Annotated in this window: 10 protein-coding genes and 1 pseudogene; 1 reads left to right on the forward strand and 10 read right to left on the reverse strand. The window is 40.4% G+C overall.

Annotated elements, in window-relative coordinates; genetic code table 11:
* The 10 genes and pseudogenes from ACVW0P_RS16430 to ACVW0P_RS16475 form a co-directional block, all read right to left on the reverse strand.
* Positions 1-183, reverse strand: a pseudogene (locus ACVW0P_RS16430) (IS21 family transposase); the annotation flags it as partial.
* Positions 161-529 carry a hypothetical protein gene (locus ACVW0P_RS16435; protein WP_457133051.1) on the reverse strand — a complete coding sequence of 123 codons (369 nt, stop codon included), beginning with the start codon at positions 527-529 and terminating at the stop codon, positions 161-163. The pseudogene ACVW0P_RS16430 and the gene ACVW0P_RS16435, both read right to left, overlap by 23 nt.
* A gap of 21 nt (positions 530-550) precedes the next feature.
* Positions 551-1,018, reverse strand: coding sequence for a helix-turn-helix domain-containing protein (locus ACVW0P_RS16440; RefSeq protein ID WP_457133052.1), 468 nt, complete (start codon positions 1,016-1,018; stop codon positions 551-553).
* 324 nt (positions 1,019-1,342) lie between these two features.
* Positions 1,343-4,549, reverse strand: coding sequence for a chemotaxis protein CheB (locus tag ACVW0P_RS16445; RefSeq protein ID WP_457133053.1), 3,207 nt, complete (start codon positions 4,547-4,549; stop codon positions 1,343-1,345).
* Between the two features lie 81 nt (positions 4,550-4,630).
* Positions 4,631-5,803: a PAS domain-containing sensor histidine kinase gene (locus tag ACVW0P_RS16450; RefSeq protein WP_457133054.1), complete on the reverse strand. Its 1,173-nt coding sequence runs from the start codon at positions 5,801-5,803 to the stop codon at positions 4,631-4,633.
* A 370-nt stretch (positions 5,804-6,173) separates the two neighbouring features.
* Positions 6,174-6,341 (reverse strand): DUF2630 family protein, encoded by a 168-nt coding sequence (locus tag ACVW0P_RS16455; protein WP_457133055.1) that lies wholly within the window; start codon positions 6,339-6,341, stop codon positions 6,174-6,176.
* A gap of 369 nt (positions 6,342-6,710) precedes the next feature.
* Positions 6,711-9,503 carry an outer membrane beta-barrel protein gene (locus ACVW0P_RS16460; protein WP_457133056.1) on the reverse strand — a complete coding sequence of 931 codons (2,793 nt, stop codon included), beginning with the start codon at positions 9,501-9,503 and terminating at the stop codon, positions 6,711-6,713.
* 164 nt (positions 9,504-9,667) lie between these two features.
* On the reverse strand, positions 9,668-10,657 hold the full coding sequence (locus ACVW0P_RS16465) for a FecR family protein (RefSeq protein ID WP_457133057.1): 990 nt from the start codon (positions 10,655-10,657) through the stop codon (positions 9,668-9,670).
* A gap of 82 nt (positions 10,658-10,739) precedes the next feature.
* Positions 10,740-11,324 (reverse strand): RNA polymerase sigma-70 factor, encoded by a 585-nt coding sequence (locus ACVW0P_RS16470; RefSeq protein WP_457133058.1) that lies wholly within the window; start codon positions 11,322-11,324, stop codon positions 10,740-10,742.
* 553 nt (positions 11,325-11,877) lie between these two features.
* Entirely contained in the window at positions 11,878-14,598 is a 2,721-nt protein-coding gene (locus ACVW0P_RS16475; protein ID WP_128536131.1) for a bifunctional YncE family protein/alkaline phosphatase family protein, read from the reverse strand.
* A gap of 610 nt (positions 14,599-15,208) precedes the next feature.
* On the opposite strand from ACVW0P_RS16475, the gene ACVW0P_RS16480 reads away from it, so the two are divergent.
* A complete protein-coding gene (locus ACVW0P_RS16480) occupies positions 15,209-17,737 on the forward strand; it encodes a TonB-dependent receptor (RefSeq protein ID WP_128536130.1) in 2,529 nt (842 codons plus the stop codon).
* The last annotated feature ends 95 nt before the right edge of the window (positions 17,738-17,832 follow it).

Raw genomic sequence — 17,832 nt, forward strand, 5'->3', positions numbered from 1 at the left:
CTTATCAGGTGTCCAGTCGGTTACAAAGCGGTGTGTAGTGGCCATGTGGTCTTTATCGGTTGTATAGCCGTAAGGGTTCTTTGCCCGTTTATGCAGGGCGATACGTTCATAGTTGGAATAGATCTCCACGATGGTGCGGGAATACAACAGCTTAACCCGTTTACCGATAAAGCGGTAAGGCACGGTGCTCTTTTAAAGAATGATAGATAACCCGGTTGATAGGTGCATAGACCTTGGTATAGATGATCTTAACAGCACCTTCTACCAGTGCTTTGTCACGCGGGCGGTACGCCCGCGCTGGTAGTATGGTGGTGCCGTAATGATCTGCAAAGTCCTCAAACGTTTCGTTCAAAGTAGGTTCATAACGGCTGCTTTTGGTTACAGCTGCCTTCAGGTTATCCGGCACAATGGCGGCAGGAACGCCGCTGATAAAGTGTAGCGTATTCTCGCAGGCCGCTATAAAGTCTTCTTTTTGCTGGCTCGGAACCGCTTCTACATAGGTAAGCTGACTGGCTCCGAGGATAGCCACAAAGACCTCTACTTCAATAACTTAACCGGTGTCCTTGTCGGTATAGCTTAGCTTTTCGCCTGCAAAGTCCACATACAACTTATCTCCGGCTTTGTGATCCATGTGCATGGTCGGGTTCACCCTGGCCTTCCACTGGCTGTAATAAAAGCAGAACTGACTGTATTGGTAGCCATCAGGAAACTCTTTACGGTAGGCTTCCCATAGCAAATAACGGTTGACGCTGGTGCGTTTGAGTTCTTTATCGACGTGGGGGAAACAGCGCTGCATGGACTGCATGCGGCTGGTGGGCGGGTGTTCTTTGCTTTTCCCGAAGAGATCTTCGAGTTCCTTATCGTTAAGGGCATCGATCTCTTCGAAGGTAAAGCCGCTGGCTTTAAAGGCTGCCAGGTACTTCTTTACGGTATTCCGGGATGCATCAGTCTGAGCAGCGATGGTCATTATAGGCCGCTGCTGGCTGTACATCCTTAAAATCTTTCTAATCTTACTCATGCTGATCGTCGAATTGGCCATGTTTGGAGGTATATGTTGCCTCCGAAAGATGGTTGCTTCTACAGCATTTGCTACACGTTCAGGGTGGCCAGTTTGTCCCGGAATCCCCTGGTCAGTTTGCCCCGGAATTGGTGGTCAGCTTGCCCCGGAATCAGGTAGTCTGGTTCATCAGAATCTCTGGGTAAGTACTAAAATGGCTGTTTTCAAATGTATTTAGACTTAGGTTTAATGAATAATGAAATCGCTGCCGGAGCTTTTGCCAACTAATTGATAATTTTAAGGATGGTCAAATGATGACTACTATTTAATTGATCCTGTTTATCTTTAATTCAAAGAGGCGTTGACTGCGATATGTTCTGGCTCTTCTTTTAAATAGATCACAAATGTACTACCTTGCCCCGGCTCACTTTCCACCACAATATTCCCGCTTGCTGCATTAACTATTTTTTTTGCAAGGTACAAGCCTATGCCGTGACCCTCAACTTCCTGGCTTAATCGACCATACATATCAAATATTTTATCAATTCCGCCTTTTGGAATACCTTTACCATTGTCCTGTACCGATAATAAGATAGAATCACCTTTTTTTTCAGTGTGAATATTGATAACCGGTTTTTCGTCACGCCGGAATTTAATTGCATTAGAGACTAAATTATAAAGGATGCTACGCAGGTTCTTTTTTGAAAAATAGATATGTTTAATTTCTAAATCCCTATTGATGATTGCACCGGAATCATTGATCTTATTTTCCAAACTCCACTCAATATTGTTGATGATATCATCAACATCAACAACCTCCATTTTTATCATGTCATTCTCGACCTTTGCAATGGTGCCAATATCCGTTATCAGTTCTCTGAATTTTTTCACTGATGTGTTGATGATTGTTAAAAAGTCCATCAGTTTAACATCAGTGAGCTTGATTTTATTCATGATATTAATACTGGTTTCAATATTGCTCAATGGCGCTAACAGATCATGGGAGGCCGCATGGATAAAGTGGTCCAGGTCGGCATTGATCCTTTGCAGACTTTTATTCTTTTTATCCAGGTCTAATTGTGCTGTTTTTAATTCAGTGATATCGTTAAAAGTGATAATTGCGCCGTTATTCTTCTTATCTGACTGCACATACGGCATGGTCATAATTTGATACCATTTCCCATTATTGGTTTCTATTTCTTTAGTAATAACGGTTCCTTTGGCTATCACCTCTTTAATATCATCCAGTATGGTTTCAAATTTGATATTAGTAGAGATATTACTTAAAGGCCTGCCTATATCGGTTTCTAACAGGTTGATCTGCTTGACCGTTCCCGGGGAAAAGCGCATCAGGAGCAAGTCGTTACTAATAAATAATTGACCATTAAGGTTACTTCTGAAGTAGTTATTGAGGTCATCGTTAATCTCCAGCAATTGCCTGTTTTTTAACTGGTAATCCGCATTAATGGTATCCAATTCCTCGTTAACCGATTGCATTTCTTCGTTTGAACTTTGCATTTCTTCATTTGCTGACAATAGTTCTTCGTTAAAAGACTGCATATTTTCATTGGAAGCATCCAGTTCCTCGTAAGCATTGTGAAGTTTCTCCTTTAGCTCTTTGGATTCCTCCTCCAGGTTGACTGTGTATTCATCGAGGTAAATTTTTTCATCGAAAACAATAGCTTCCTTAGGGGACGTGACGGATTTGTTATCACAGAAAGTAACCATAAAGAGATTTTGCTCATCTTTTTTAACGATTAAGGGGCTTACAGTAACATTTATGTTTCTGACCTGCTGACCGGTTTTGATCTTTACTTCGGTTATGGTTACCTTTTCGTTAGTTTTCTCCGCCTTTTTTCGGAGCGTATTGAACGCGACAACCAAAGGTTTTGGCAAGAGTTCGACCAGGTCAGCAGTAAAATGTTTCTGAAGCAGGTACTTGGTCGTATCTCCGTATGATTTGACCACCAGGTTGTTTTCATCAATGCAAACCGCGAGATAATCCATTTGATAAGCGAGGTCGACGTGCATAGCCTCTGCCAGGTTAGTGGTAATATTTTTTCCGGTGTTAGTTCTATTGAATGGCGATGCTGTACGTTTCACCTCTGTTACTTCCGGTAACATAAATGCATCAAACCGTAATACCCGTTTGGTTTCTAAATTCTTGTAGATCTTCCATTTCTTGCTGACGACTTCCAGGTTCTTCATGATAGGCATGGGGTTTTCGCTGGAACCTAAAAACAAGTAGCCATCTTTTTTTAAACCGAAAAGCAACATGGTGTAAATTTTCTTTTGCAGAACCGAGGTCATATAGATGAGCATGTTACGGCAGCTTACAAATTGCATATTACAGTATGGTGGATTTTTAACCATGTCATGCTGGGCAAATATGACCATTTTACGAATGATGGGACTGACCCTGTAGTTAACACCCTCCTTTATAAAATATTTTTCCAGCCGTTCAGCAGATACGCTTTTTGCAATCGTGGAATTATACAGTCCTTTCCCGGCGTGCAGCAACGCTGTGCTATCAATATCAGTTGCAAATATTTTAATAATAAGTCCTTTATGACTGTCCGATAATAATTCTGCCAATAAAATGGCCAGGGAGTATACTTCTTCGCCAGTAGCACAGCCAGCCACCCACAGTTTTAGTTCTTCATCCGGAGCAAGCCTTTTTAATAAGTCCGGAAATATATGAGTCTGAATATAATTAAAAGCTTCCTTATCCCGGAAAAAAGAGGTGACACTAATCAAAAAATCTTTGGCTAAAGCTTGAACTTCCGCTGGATCTGTTTTTAAGAAATCCAGGTAATTACCAAGCGTAGTAAAGTTTGAGTATGCAGCCCGGCGTTTTGTTCTCCTTAATAACGTTGTCAACTTATAGTCTGTAAAATCGAACGGTATTTTTTCTTTGATGAGATCGACAATTGCCTTAATGTACTTTTCATCATCCTGCGAATCCGAAAATAATTCCGCGCCATATTTTACATAATCCTCTATGGCAACAGGCATTAGATTGGGTTCTAAAATAAAATCTACCATGCCGGTTGCTATTGCATGGGTTGGCATACTTCCAAATTCCGATGTTTCAGGATTGCGTGCAATGACCATTCCCCCTGCTTTTTTGATAGCTTTGATACCATCAGTGCCATCGGAACCAAGTCCTGAAAGAATTATACCGATTGCTTTTTTACCACATTCGACAGCAAGTGAAAGAAAGAACCTGTTGATAGTCATGTGCGGGCCTTTAGCTTTACCCTTTGGCGTTAAATACAGTCTGTTGTCTTTAACCGTCATGAATTTATCATGTGGAATCAAAAACACTTTGTTGACCTCTATAGCAACACCATTAGCCGCTTCTACTACTTCAAGCTTGCTGTGTTTGGCCAAGAGTTCAACCATCCTGCTTTTAAAATCTGCCGACAAGTGCTGAACGATAATATAAGCGACACCATCCAGCGGGGTATGGTCAAAAAAAGTATTGATCTCTTCCATGCCGCCCGCAGAGGCGCCAATGGCAATGATATGGTGGGCTTCGGCTACTGGCATGATAGGACTTGAGTTAGAAGAAAATTTAAACTAAATAGAAAAGAAATCTAAATTACGCTTAATTTATTGTATGTCGGAACGTTACGAACCGGGCGGGAGATCCTTAGGCAATATAAACCAAAATGCAGCACCTTTTCCTACCCCCGTATCGACACCGATCTCACCGCCGTGTTTCCGAATGATCTCCGCAGAAATGTACAAGCCGAGGCCTAAACCGGAACCTTGATTGCGATTCTCGTCGACACGGTAATACCTGTCAAATAAATAAGGTACAAACTCAGCAGAAATGCCCTGGCCTGTGTCTATCACAGAAACCTTAACCTTATCGATTAAATCCTCAACATGAATGGTAATTAAATTTGAATCGGGCGCATACTTCACAGCATTGTTAACCAGGTTTACTAATACCTGATCTATCCTATGTTTATCGGCGAACACTTCTAAAGAAAGGTCACCGGTATGTATAATCTCATGCGTACCATTTAAACGCACATGGTTGCAACAACCTTCAATAAGTTCTTTTAAAGAAAGTCGTTTTTTGTTTAGCTTTAATTGGCCTTCACCGAGCCTGGTAGAGTTCAACAAATCTTCCACCAAGTGATTTAGTTTTTCAACATACCGCTCCGCATCATGTGCAAGTTCTATCACTTTATCATTGACTAAAATATCCTTTTTTATAATTCTGTTAAACAACTGCACTACCGCCTTCAAAGCGGTTAACGGAGTTTTTAATTCATGGCTGGCGATGTTAATAAATTCATCCTTATGTAACCTGATCTCCCGTTTAGTGGTAATGTTTTCAATAATTGTAAAACCTAATGTTTCATTATTATCCTCAAATAATATTGAATTTACATTACACCAGATCAGCGTTCCGTCTTTTTTTCGCAAACAGGTTTCGAGATTGAATGATGGTGATGATCTTTTCCAGAGATTATCTTGTAAAGATTTCCAATGCTGATGGTGTTCTTCAGGGGAGTAATCAAGTATCCTGGTACCAATAAGCTCTTCTTTTCTATCATAACCTAATAAAGATAATAGAGCCGGATTAACTTCCAGAATTCTCAGGTCAGGAGCAATAATTTTATTGCCCAGCCGCGATGATTCAAATATGGTATGGAAGCGAACCTGAGAAACCTGATACGCTTCTTGTTCGTCACTTTTAACAGCAGCAAGACGTTGCGAACTTTTTAATTTTAGATTTTCCTCTTTTAAAGAAAGGATTTCATTTTTCAGACTTTCAATGGTTTCCATAGGATTATACGAGTATATTCCTTGTACTCCGCAACTAAAAGAAATTAGGGAAGGGGACGATTGCTCATCAACTTAAGCAATAAAACAAGATTTTGTTTTAGATAACCATATCAGTAAATACGGTTATCACGACATATTTTTCCTTTTTTGTATCATCAAAATCTTGGGAACCGTGACAGGGGTGTAAACTTTCGTAAGAAAAGATTTCTATCAACAAATGATTGCGGAATAATTGTAGTTCTGAAATAATCTTCGAACTCATCATTTAATTTGATGGGTTTTTTCATTTTCTTGATCGAGCAAGCTTTTTGAACCGAGCTGAGTTAAACGACATATAGCCACAAACCAAACTCAATTAACAATGCACTTCTTATTCTTTGTAATGTTCAATAGTATCACTCGAACGCATTTGAGCCCTGTTCGGGTCATCTCCAACATCACGGAATGCCCGCCGCTGACGAAGCAGGTCCCCTGACTGGACATAATTCGAACCAATTAATTGCACAGTTAAAGATATTGAACGACTTACAAATTGCATAAATAGAGTTCCGTTTACCTAGTCTATTTTCGTGATGGTGATCAAAAGATACATCTACCTTTTTAAATGTTAGGAATAATAGTCCGGTATCAAGTTTCACGCAACAAGGATTCCTTGACTGATTAATTTGCCAAGTCATCATTCTTATGCCGTGCTCGTTGTTTTTGATCTCCTCTTTGAGCTTACCACAGTTGAAGTTTATACTCACGGTGAATCTTCCGATAAAAAACTTGATACTGCTGGTTTGCAGAAAATCCGGGCCATTGAGTTGTTAGTTTACATAACGATATTTGGTAAAAGGATTGCTAACTACTATAGAAAGCGTCTATTTTTTAGGATATTCTTAATTTACACTAAAAGATGATGCTATTAGTTTTTTACCCTCCCTTTCTCACTATCTGCACTTCCGATGCTCCGCTTTTTACTGCTTATAGCCTTACCGAAATTGTAACTAAACCCCAGGGTGAATACCTGAGAGTTAAATCGATTTCTAAAAGATGCTGTGGCATTAGGGATAAAATTTATAATGCCATCTGATGTATAGGTATGAAGTATATCTCTTCCGTTTAGTCTGATGGAACCTTCATTATGTAATATCTTTTTTTGGATGCCGGCATTCAATTGTCCAACCGGATAATTAATTTGCTGGCCGGTGACTCTACGCATCACATAATTGCCGCTTAACTCTAAACTCCAGCCGGCTGGTAGTGTAAATTGATTGGTCATATTTCCCTCCGCAAAGGTAAGTCCCTGATCCAAGTAAGATGCATACAACTGGCCTTTAAAATGTGTCCTAAACACTTGCATATAAGTATTTAAGAACCACCATTTGGTTGGTTCTAAAGATATGTTTAGTGACGCTCCAACATAAGTGGCCGTACCTATATTACCAGTCCCGTCGATAAATACCTCACCCTGTTGCCTTACAAGTTCATTTTGCAAATCACTTATATGATTATAGTACAATGCAGCACTAAATAAACTTTTAAAGTTATAAGCCAGCCTGAAGTTATCAGAGAATTGGGGCAATAAATAAGGATTTCCAGCTGAGTAAGTAAATTTATCCGCCAGCAAAATAAATGGGTTCAGATCTTGATAATATGGCCTGCCAATTCTTCTCCCATAGGAAGCTACCAATGTTTTCGTACCGGTACTATCTAACTTGTAAAATAAAAATACGGTAGGAAAAAGATTAGTGTAATGTCTTACAAAAGCGGAGTCCGTATGTAACTTATTACCTAACTGATGTCCTTTGGCATTCGTATTCTCCAATCTCAGACCAGATTGCAGTGAGAACCGCTTGATGGATTTACTATAATTGAGATACGCTGCATTAATATTCTCATTGTATAAAAAATGGTTTGATAGATTATAATTAACGGTAGTCAATCCGTTATTTATATCGAAATAGTTGGCAGCATTATCTGTAGTTACATAGCTGCTTTTAACCCCGGCATCCACTTTTGCTTTACCTTTTAACGGGTTCGAATAGTCGACTTTTGCAGTATATATATTGATATTAGTGGGTAAATTATCTGTTATACTTTGGGTCGCTGTTAATATCCCGTCCGGATTATAAGTTTGATTTAAAAATGATTGGTCGCTACGGGCATCGTATTTTAGATAATCCAGATCAAAGGTAAGTGACCTGCCAAGGCTATCGAATTGGTGACTATAGTTAAGATTAAGGCCACCGTTTGTAAAGTGCCCTTTGCTGTTATTTTGCGCAGCGACGATTGAGTTTAACGAATGGTTACCATTATATATCCGATTTTCGGACGGGTTATCCAAAATTGAAGGAGATAAAGACCCTGTTAGAACAACACCCCATGTTGTTTTAGAACGGAGGTAATAATCCATGCCTAACTTAAGGTTAGTATTATTATTTTTCACTTTAATGTATTGCGTCTGTTCGAATCCAGATGTAGAGTTGCCGTTATTATCAAAATAATTGCGGTCTATATCTATCTGCCTGTAGGCTTTATTTATTCCATAAGATGCATTTGCAAATAGGTTTACTTTATCTACCCGGTAATTCAAATTCAGGCTTTCACTGGTTTGGCCATAATGCGCCTGCCCATAACTTGCCGATAACGAACCGTTAAAACCCGCTACTTTTGATCTTTTAGTTATAATATTGATTACACCAGCATTTCCGGCAGCATCATATTTAGCCGGTGGATTATCCATGAGTTCGATCTGATTTAGCGAAGAAGCAGGCAAGGTTTTTAAATAAGCTATTAAATTATCGCCTGATAAATAAGTTGGTTTACCGTCAATCAATACTAAGACACCCGACTTACCCCGGAAATTTATTTTGCCAGTACCATCCACAACTACACTTGGTGACTTCTCTAAAACCTCCAATGCATTCGCACCATCATTTGAGATTAAAGCACCGACGTTTACAACGGTACGGTCGATCTTTTGTTCAATGAACGCTTTCTTGCCAGTGATTATCACTTGTTTCAATTGGGTGGTATTTGCACTTAACACAATATCGGGAAGTTGTATAACTTGTTTTTCTGATAAGCTCAAGGCAATAGACAAACTATCCATACCCACCGCTGAAACGCTAATCAGGCAATCTCCCTTTTCTGGTATTGTAACTTTAAAATACCCCCCCGTATCAGCCTGAGTTACCAATAATTTTTGAGTGTTGGCGGCCTTTCGGACACTAATAGTAGCAAATTCGACAGCTTTATGATGAAGATCAACAACTCGTCCATTAATCTGATACGTTGTTTGTGGTCTTGTTTTTTCCACTAATATATTGCCATCAACCTGGCGGAAGGAGAAAAAAGTATTCCGCAACAATTCCTGTAAGGTCTGTTCCACCGTCCTGGTGCCCATGGAAAGACTTAATCCAGTAAGCGTTTTAATGTCTGCTTTGCGGTAGTAAAAGCGCAGGGAGGTTTGCTGTTCAATCTTTTTAAGGCCACTGGCCAGACTTTCGCCCTGTAAGCTAACAGTCACTTTATCAGTGCGCATATCCTGCCCTTTGGTAGAAGTAGCCAGCAATACCTGAAAAGTGGTTACAACGATTAATGTTACTACAAGGCTGACGCGCATTACCTGACGAATGATTTGTTTATTCAATTTTAGATCCGTAAGACAAGCACATAATGTCTCCGGTTTCCGCATTTTTGCAGAAATATTCATACTTTTAAATGTTTTAAGTGACTACAGATTATTTAAAACCCCGGTCTTCCGGGACGCCTGTAAGCCGATGACCGTCGGTTTACAGGTTATTAACTTTTCATCCCGCCTGGGGGACAAAAGTCTTTATGAGCTTAGATGCTTTTCATTTTGATGTCCGGTTAATTTTAGTTGCATCCCGCTCCGTCGATTAGGATGCTGCCATCTGATTTAGTTTGGTATGTGGCGTTGTTAAATTCACAGAGTACTTTAAGGATTCTATCCAGTTTGTCAACGTTTAACGTCGATCCCGTAAAGCGGCAGTTTTTCAATTTATCATTAGCGAAGCTGATTTCTACATTGAAACGTTGATGTAATTGTGATATGGCATCAGCAAAGCTCACATCATCGAAGTGCAGTTCACTTTGCTGCCAGGCAATAACCAAATTTGCATTTACCGTTGCCTTAAGTGCTTTGCCTTTTGATGTATTAAAGCTAATCTGCTGGTTAGGCGTAAGAACACCCAATAGTCTGTTGCCGTTGGCTACGCTCACTTTACCACGGGTTACAGTGATCTCTATGATGTCTTTGTTTTTATCTTCCCTGATATTGAAAGCAGTACCTAGTACCGTAGTTACCACTTCACCAGTATGAATGATAAAAGGCTTATCGGCATCATGCGCAATATCAAAGTAAGCTTCTCCGGAAAGATAGACCTCTCTAACTTTACCATTGAAAGCCTTCGGGTATCTTATGTCCGAGTTGGCATTCACCCACACCTGGCTACCATCGGGAAGGGTAATTACTTTTTTTTGGTTAGCCGGTACTCGAAGCGCTGTAAGTTCTACGGGGTGCAAGCGGTTTTGTAAGGTCGGCCATGCTACGTATAGAACCGAAGAGATTACCAACACCGCTGCGGCTGCAGCAACACTTCGCCATAAAAAGCGCTTCCTTTGTGGCAGTTTTACCACTTTACCCTCACCGGAAACAATGGTGTTTTTAATTTCTCCAAAGACTGCGGAAAGCCATTGCTCTTTACCAGACTTATTCAGGCCTTCCCATTCCTTATTGACATTGCCGTTCTCGTCCAACCAGCGTTCTACTAATTCGTTTTCTTCTATTGTAGTTTCGCTTTTCAGATAACGATATAGTAAGGCTTCAATTTGGTTACGACTCATTGCTATCAGAATTTGACAGTAGTCGTTTGAAATGAAGTTTAGTACTATAAGAAAATGAAATGTTTTTTTGAGTGAAAATAACTCAGGAAAGCAACCACATTGTTAGGGCAGTAGTGGTAACTACCGCCAGTGATTTACGTAAATGTCTTAATGCAATGGTCAACTGGTTTTTTACTGTTTGTTCCGAAAGTTTCAATTCCTTAGCAATATCAGGGGTGCTAAGATTTTGTTCCCGGCTTAACAAATAGATCTCTTTAATTCTTGGCGATAGTTCTTCAAGGGATTTTTCAATACTTTGCTGTAATTCTTTTGCGGCTATCTGTTGCTCAATAGTTGTCTCATGAACGGTGCTTAATGCCATTACCATTATGGCGTAATCTTCGCGAGTAATATTTTTCCTGATCTTATCAACGATGCGATAACGTACTAAAGTAAATAGATATGCTTTTAAATTACTGTTAATCTGCAATTGCTTCCTATCCATCCAAAGTTTCACAAACAAGTCATGGATAATATCTCTTGCATCTTCCAGGCTAAATAATTTAGATGAAGCGAAACCTGCCAATTGCTCTGCATAACGGCCATAAATCTCGGCAAAAGCATGCTCATCATCTTTTTTTAAAAGATCGATCAGCTGCAAATCGGTTAAAATATGATAGGTTCTCATTATTCGTTAAAACGAAAGTACAATCAAACAGACACATTTAAAGTATTGATTGTTACATTTTGGCAATAAATAAGCATTTCGCACACCATCCCTTTTCAGGGCTTAAGCACCAAAAGCGTAAGACAGATATATCAAGGCGGAAGTACTTATGCGTTGTCCAAGTTGCTATTTACGGATGAGTGGGGTGTTATTGTAACCACATCAAGCAAAAATGCCGCTTACTTCGCTGGAGGCACCCTTCCCCAGACTGGACATAATTCGAACCATTTAGTCGAACAGTTAAAAGTTTTGAACGATTTACGAGTTGTATAATATCACTGTTTTTTTAATAAATAACTGCTATTTGATAGCGGTCAGCTCTTACAAAAATAATCTCGAACCATTTCTAAGATTTAAAAAATATTCAATTAAATAGGCTCTTGAATTTTTCCAACTAAATATATTTAACCAGGCTTGCGCGTATGCTCCATTAAATAAGTTTAAAAGCAGGTAACCCGTAGGCACAACGCAAGCCGCTTTGAATAATCGCTTAGAAGGCCAAAGTTCATAGGGTTTATTCATCTGCATCTTTGCCCGCTAAGTTTGCAGGGTATGCTTTTTTGCCTTTTGCAGCAAACCACAAGATCCGGTTCATCACATCATCGTTTCCGCCGTCTATATGATCGTACTCGGGGCGTAAAGATAGTTTAGCGTAGTGCAGTTGCGCCCCCTTTAATTTGGCAATGCCGGGATTAATCCGGTCTATTGAAATTCTGTTAGCCAGGCTTTGATAAGGTTTTATAATTTGGCGCTGGTTAAAACAGTTAAACATAGGTAGCGCGGTAGCATCCATTATATTCATCGGTGGGATGCCCAGAATTTGTTCTATAGAGCGTACCATGCTGACCTGGTTATAGTTGGTACTTACCTTGTGTTGAAACACGCTGTAGGGGCTTACCACAAACCCCGTAGTTCGGTACGCGGATACATGGTCCCATCCGGCCTGCGAATCATCTTCGGTTATAAAAATCACGGTGTTTTTCCAAAAACGGCTTTTGGATACCGCTTCTACTATCCGGCCCAGTGCCAGGTCGTTATCGGCTACCATTGCATTTGGAGTAGGGAGGCCGGGCCGGGTACCAACAGTATGGTCTGCCGATAGGGCCATCACCATTAATTGCGGCAAGGCATCACCGGGCTGGTTCTCATACTCTTTTAGTTCTTTTATAAATGCCGATGCTCTAACTTGTTCGGTTATCCGGTGTTCGTCAGAGCCGGGGAAGTTTTGCGAAAGCATAGGGCGTACTCGCGATATGGTGCTGGTGTTGTTAAATCTAAAAGGCTTGCCTGCTTTATAGTCATTGTAAATAGATAGCCAGGTTTGGGAATTATCAAATTGGGGTTGACAAGCCTCACCGTAGATCCGAACGGTTTTGCCATGGTCGGCAGCATTGTTCCAAATAAAACCATTACTGGCATATACTAAGGCATCTTCCTGTACATGCGGATAGCTGCGAAACCAGGCCCTAACACTTTTTTCTACATAATCGGTCACTATGGCGGCATCTGTCCACTGGTGGCCTTCTGCCGAACATTTGCCCGATGCGTAATAATTATCCAGCAGTTGGTATTTGCGGGCCAAATTATGCTGGTTTGGTGTAATGCTGTCTCCGTAAATACAAAGCGATTTGTTACCATTGCCTTCGGGCATATCACCCAAAACCTGATCATAAGTGCGGTTTTCTTTAATTATGTAAAGCACATGTTTAAAAACCGACGGCTCTCCTATACGCTCGGGCATTGGCTTAGGTGCCATGTTTTTCCGCGGAAGTAACCGGGCTATTTCCTGCCTGAAGGTAAGATTAAGCTCTTTTACTTTTTTGGTGTAAGCTTGTAAAGTAATGCCATCCGGTACGCCAATGATCGATACAGTAGCTTTTTGATGGTGTGAATTAAAAGATTCTACTGCATCTTCGCCGGGGCGGTCATCGCGGCTTAGCTCTTTACTCCCAACACGTGCGCCTTCGCCCTCTAAATTGGTTACAAACAGGTTATTGCCATCTATAGCCAGTCCCCCAGGATAGGCTTCTGTTGGGATAAAACCGTTAACCCTGCTTATGCCGGAGCCTCCTTTTGCCGCCTTGCTGCCTAATTGAACAACTGCCACTGCATTATCCATTCCGTTGGCTACATATAACGTAGTACCGGCAGGATCAATGGCCAGGGCATTTGGTGTATCGCCAACAAAGCTCTTTTTGCCTGGCATAAGCTTAACCGGTATCGATTCAACACTTTCAAGCGTGCCGGTTGATATGACCGATACTTCATCGCTGTTTCCGTTGGCTATGTATACAAATTGCCCGTCAGGGCTGGCAATAATAGCGTTGGGGTGCAGGCCAACTGTTATTTGTTTGATGGTGGCACCGGTTAACGGATTGATTACAGACACCGTGCCCATTAATGTGGCGCCGGTTTTTTGGTTTATATATGTTTTGCCATAAGGTACACCGGCCGTTTCTTTGTTTAGCGTATCCGTAGGTTGCGGCCCGGCCCAATTGGTAACATACGCTTTATCTTTTACAATTACCAAACCATAGGGGGCAACGCCAGTAGCAACGTCGTAAACTGTTTTATGAGTAGTCAAATCGATTTTTACGAGTTGGTTGTTCCCGTTTAGCACTGCGTAAAGGTAGTCCTTTCCGCTTTCGTTGCTGATAGCGATCTCGTTTGGTAACGCTATAGGTGAAGGGCTTGCGGGTTTAAATTCGATGGTATTTATTATGCTGATCTTTTGACCATCCCAACCAGCCTGAAAAACAACAGAGCGTGAGTTTTTACCCTTAGCTAAAGCCGCGCTCCAAAATATATTTACCTTCCCGCTGAGTTTGGTAACCTTCAGGCCCGAATAGGTACTCATCAGACCTCGGTATTTGCTGTCGGCATCGTAAGCCCAACGTGCTTTAAGTCGTTTGGTTACGGTGTCTATAATAGCAATGCCATAGCGGTCCTCTACAGCCAGTAAAGCCGTACCGCCAATCAATTGAACGTCCATACTATGGTTTTCCTGTTCGGGGTCGCCAAAGCTTACCACTTTGCCGGCGGGGTCTATCAGCCGGTTATAGGGCATCATTACCGGAAGAAGCTTATTGGTCAGTGTGCTGTCGTCATAGGGATGATGCATATTGAGCACATCGTTATCCGCCCTGCTTCTTTTATCAAGGGCAGATTGGCAGCCGGTAAATATGGCACAGGTAATAATAAGCGACCATACGGAGAGAAGTGTTTTAAGTTGCATGCTTTAAAAATACAAATTAGCGTATTCAATGTGTTTTGAAACAGTAGTTAATGTTAAGTTATAATCAATAGATATCTCAACAATTTTATATGATATATAAGTTTAGTTAACTTTATAGAAATGAAATATATAGTCGTCAATGCAACAATGTTGTTTTATTTCTCAAAAAGATCAATAATAACTCAGTTAATAATTACTTTTGTCTTAAGAAATAACAAAATATTAAAAATTGAAACAAAGCAAATTTCGTGTTTTATGTGCGTTGACCCTCCTGTTATGTTTTGTAGTAGGTCAAATTATACTTTTTTCGCATCAGCACGCTCCCTTAGCGATAGTTAAAGAAATTGGTCACTCGTCCAACCCGACAGTAAAGGCCAATTGCCAGCTATGTGCTGCTATGTACACGAACCATTTTGTAATCAACGATAGCCCTCAATTACATGCTACAGGAACTTGTGAGTATCTGTTTATTGCGGCAAAATATCATTTTACAGGGATTTCGCTCATTCTTTCTGCCGGACGATCCCCTCCCTTTTCATAGTATTTTACTTTTTTTCTTTTACTATTCACTGCTCTAAAGCAGTATTTCTCATTTTTCAAAGACTATACTATGAAATTAAAAATATTTTTGATTCTACCAATATTATTGATTGGTTTTTCATCATTTTCCAAAACTGTTAAATTATTGGATAAAAAAATCGATGAAGGGGCTACTGGTACGCTTACAGGAACCGTAACTGACAAAGCCACAGGGAATCCAATAAACGGCGCAACAATCAATATTCCTGATCTAAGGCTTAGCGGTTCAACGGATGTGACAGGCCACTTCGCTTTCAATCACTTGCCAAGGGGAAGTTATTTGGTGCAGATCAGGTATGTAGGCTATGCCACTGTGAATCGTAAAGTTGATTTTACAAAAAACACGCCGTTAGATGTTCAACTTCAAATTTCCTCCATTGAAGCTGGCGAAGTTGTTATTACTGGAGTAAGCCGAGCAACTGAATTAAAAAGAGATCCAGTACCGGCTTTGGCGGTAGGCAAAGCTTACATAGATCAGCGCGCGGCAGCAGGAAACATAATTGATGCAATTGCTAATATCCCGGGCATCAGTGCTGTTACTACGGGTCCCAATGTATCTAAACCGTTTATTCGTGGCTTGGGTTATAACCGGATAATCACTTTGGAAGATGGTATACGCCAAGAAGGGCAACAATGGGGGGATGAACACGGTATTGAAGTGGATCAAAATTCAATTGACCGTATTGAAATTATCAAAGGTCCTGCCAGCTTAAGTTACGGTTCTGATGCGATAGGTGGTGTAGTAAATTTGCTTACTCCGCTGCCAGTTGCAAATGGCAAAATATTGGGGTCATTAACTGGTCTATATGGTACAAACCAAGGTCTTTTGAACGGGTCATTCCGTTTGCAGGGGAATAATAATGGCTTTGTTTGGGGAACTACAATATCAGGAAAAGAAGCTAAAGATTATAAAAACCAATACGACGGAAGAGTTTATGCTACGGGTTATCGGGAAAGGGACGCACGCGTGATGATTGGTCTGAATAAATCTTGGGGATATTCATATGTAAATGCATCACTATTTGACGATTTACAGGATATACCAGACGGAAGCCGGGATTCGCTGACACGTAAATTTACCAAACAGATTACCGAAGATGATGCGTTTCGCACAATTGTATCTCCATCTGAATTAAACTCTTATAAAATACCCGTGCTTCACCAGCATGTGCAGCTCTACCGCATTTATAATAATAATAATTTTATACTTGGCAACGGAAACTTGATTGTTAACCTTGGTTATCAGTTCAGTCACAGAAGGGAATTTACACACCCTGAAGATGCAGCCATCGCCGGTTTGAACCTGCAATTAAGCACCTATACTTACGATGTAAAATATAATTACACCTTAGGAAATGATTACGACGTTAGTGTTGGCGTTAATGGTCAATATCAAAATAATAAGATTGGCAATGCCACCGATTTTCCGATACCTGCCTACCACCAATTTGATATCGGGCCATTCGCCATTATCAAAAAAAGCTTTGAAAAGTTAGACCTTTCTATAGGGTTGAGATACGACAACCGCTCTTTTAAAGGCGAGGCAGCATATATTGATACACTAAATAATAAATACCCATCACTGTATATAGGAAGTAATCCTACTACAGCAAACGGAGTTACACCTCAGTTTTCAATTTTAAATAAAACTTTTTCTGGCTTTTCAGGAAGCTTTGGAGCGACTTATAATTTCTCAGACGAATTTTTGTTGAAAGCCAATATCGCGCGTGGATTTAGGGCTCCAAGTATTGCTGAACTATCTGCCAATGGCCCCGATCCGGGCTCTCAGATATATCACGTAGGTAACAGTAATTTTAAACCAGAATTTAGTGTCCAGGAGGATATCGGTGCTTTTCTGAGTTTGCCGAACGTTTCTGCAAGTGTTGAATTATATAATAACAATATTCAAAACTATATTTATCAGCAGCAGCAACTAAACGCAGATGGAACACCTTCTGTAAATCCATCTTTTCCTCTATATGCTATTTTTACTTATGTACAAAGCAAAGCCCGTATCAATGGTGGCGAATTTAATTTAGATATACACCCGGTTAGCTGGTTGCATTTTGCAAATTCTCTTGCATTAACCTATGGTACAAATTTAGGTAACGGCGGCACTGTGGCGGATAGCTTAAAACATCTCCCGTTCATACCTCCATTACATACCCATTCGGAATTGCGCGGCAATTTTGCTAAGGGTTTTGGTATATTTAGGAATACTTACGTTTTTGTTGGATTCGATCATTTTAACGCCCAAAATCGTTTTTTCTCGGCCTACGGAACAGAAACCTATACTGCGGGATATAACTTGTTAAGTGCCGGGATTGGTGGGAATGTGGTTAACAACTCCGGAAAAACTGTAGTACAATTATTTATTGAAGGAACCAACCTCGCCAACGTTAATTATCAGTCAAATTTAAGCAGGCTTAAATATTTTGACAACCCTGTAGTGCCAGCTGGAGTTCAGCCCGGTATTTTCAATATAGGGCGAAACATTAGTTTTAAAGTAGTGGTGCCGTTCGATTTGTCTCCACATACTAAACCGACTCCTGGTTCTTAAATTTAAGGGGCTTTAATTTCGATTAGAGCCCCTTTTAAATAAGATTATTTTTTTAGCGTTGATTTCAGACCATAAATTTCGACTATTTATGAGTA

Source organism: Mucilaginibacter sp. UYNi724, assembly GCF_054057495.1.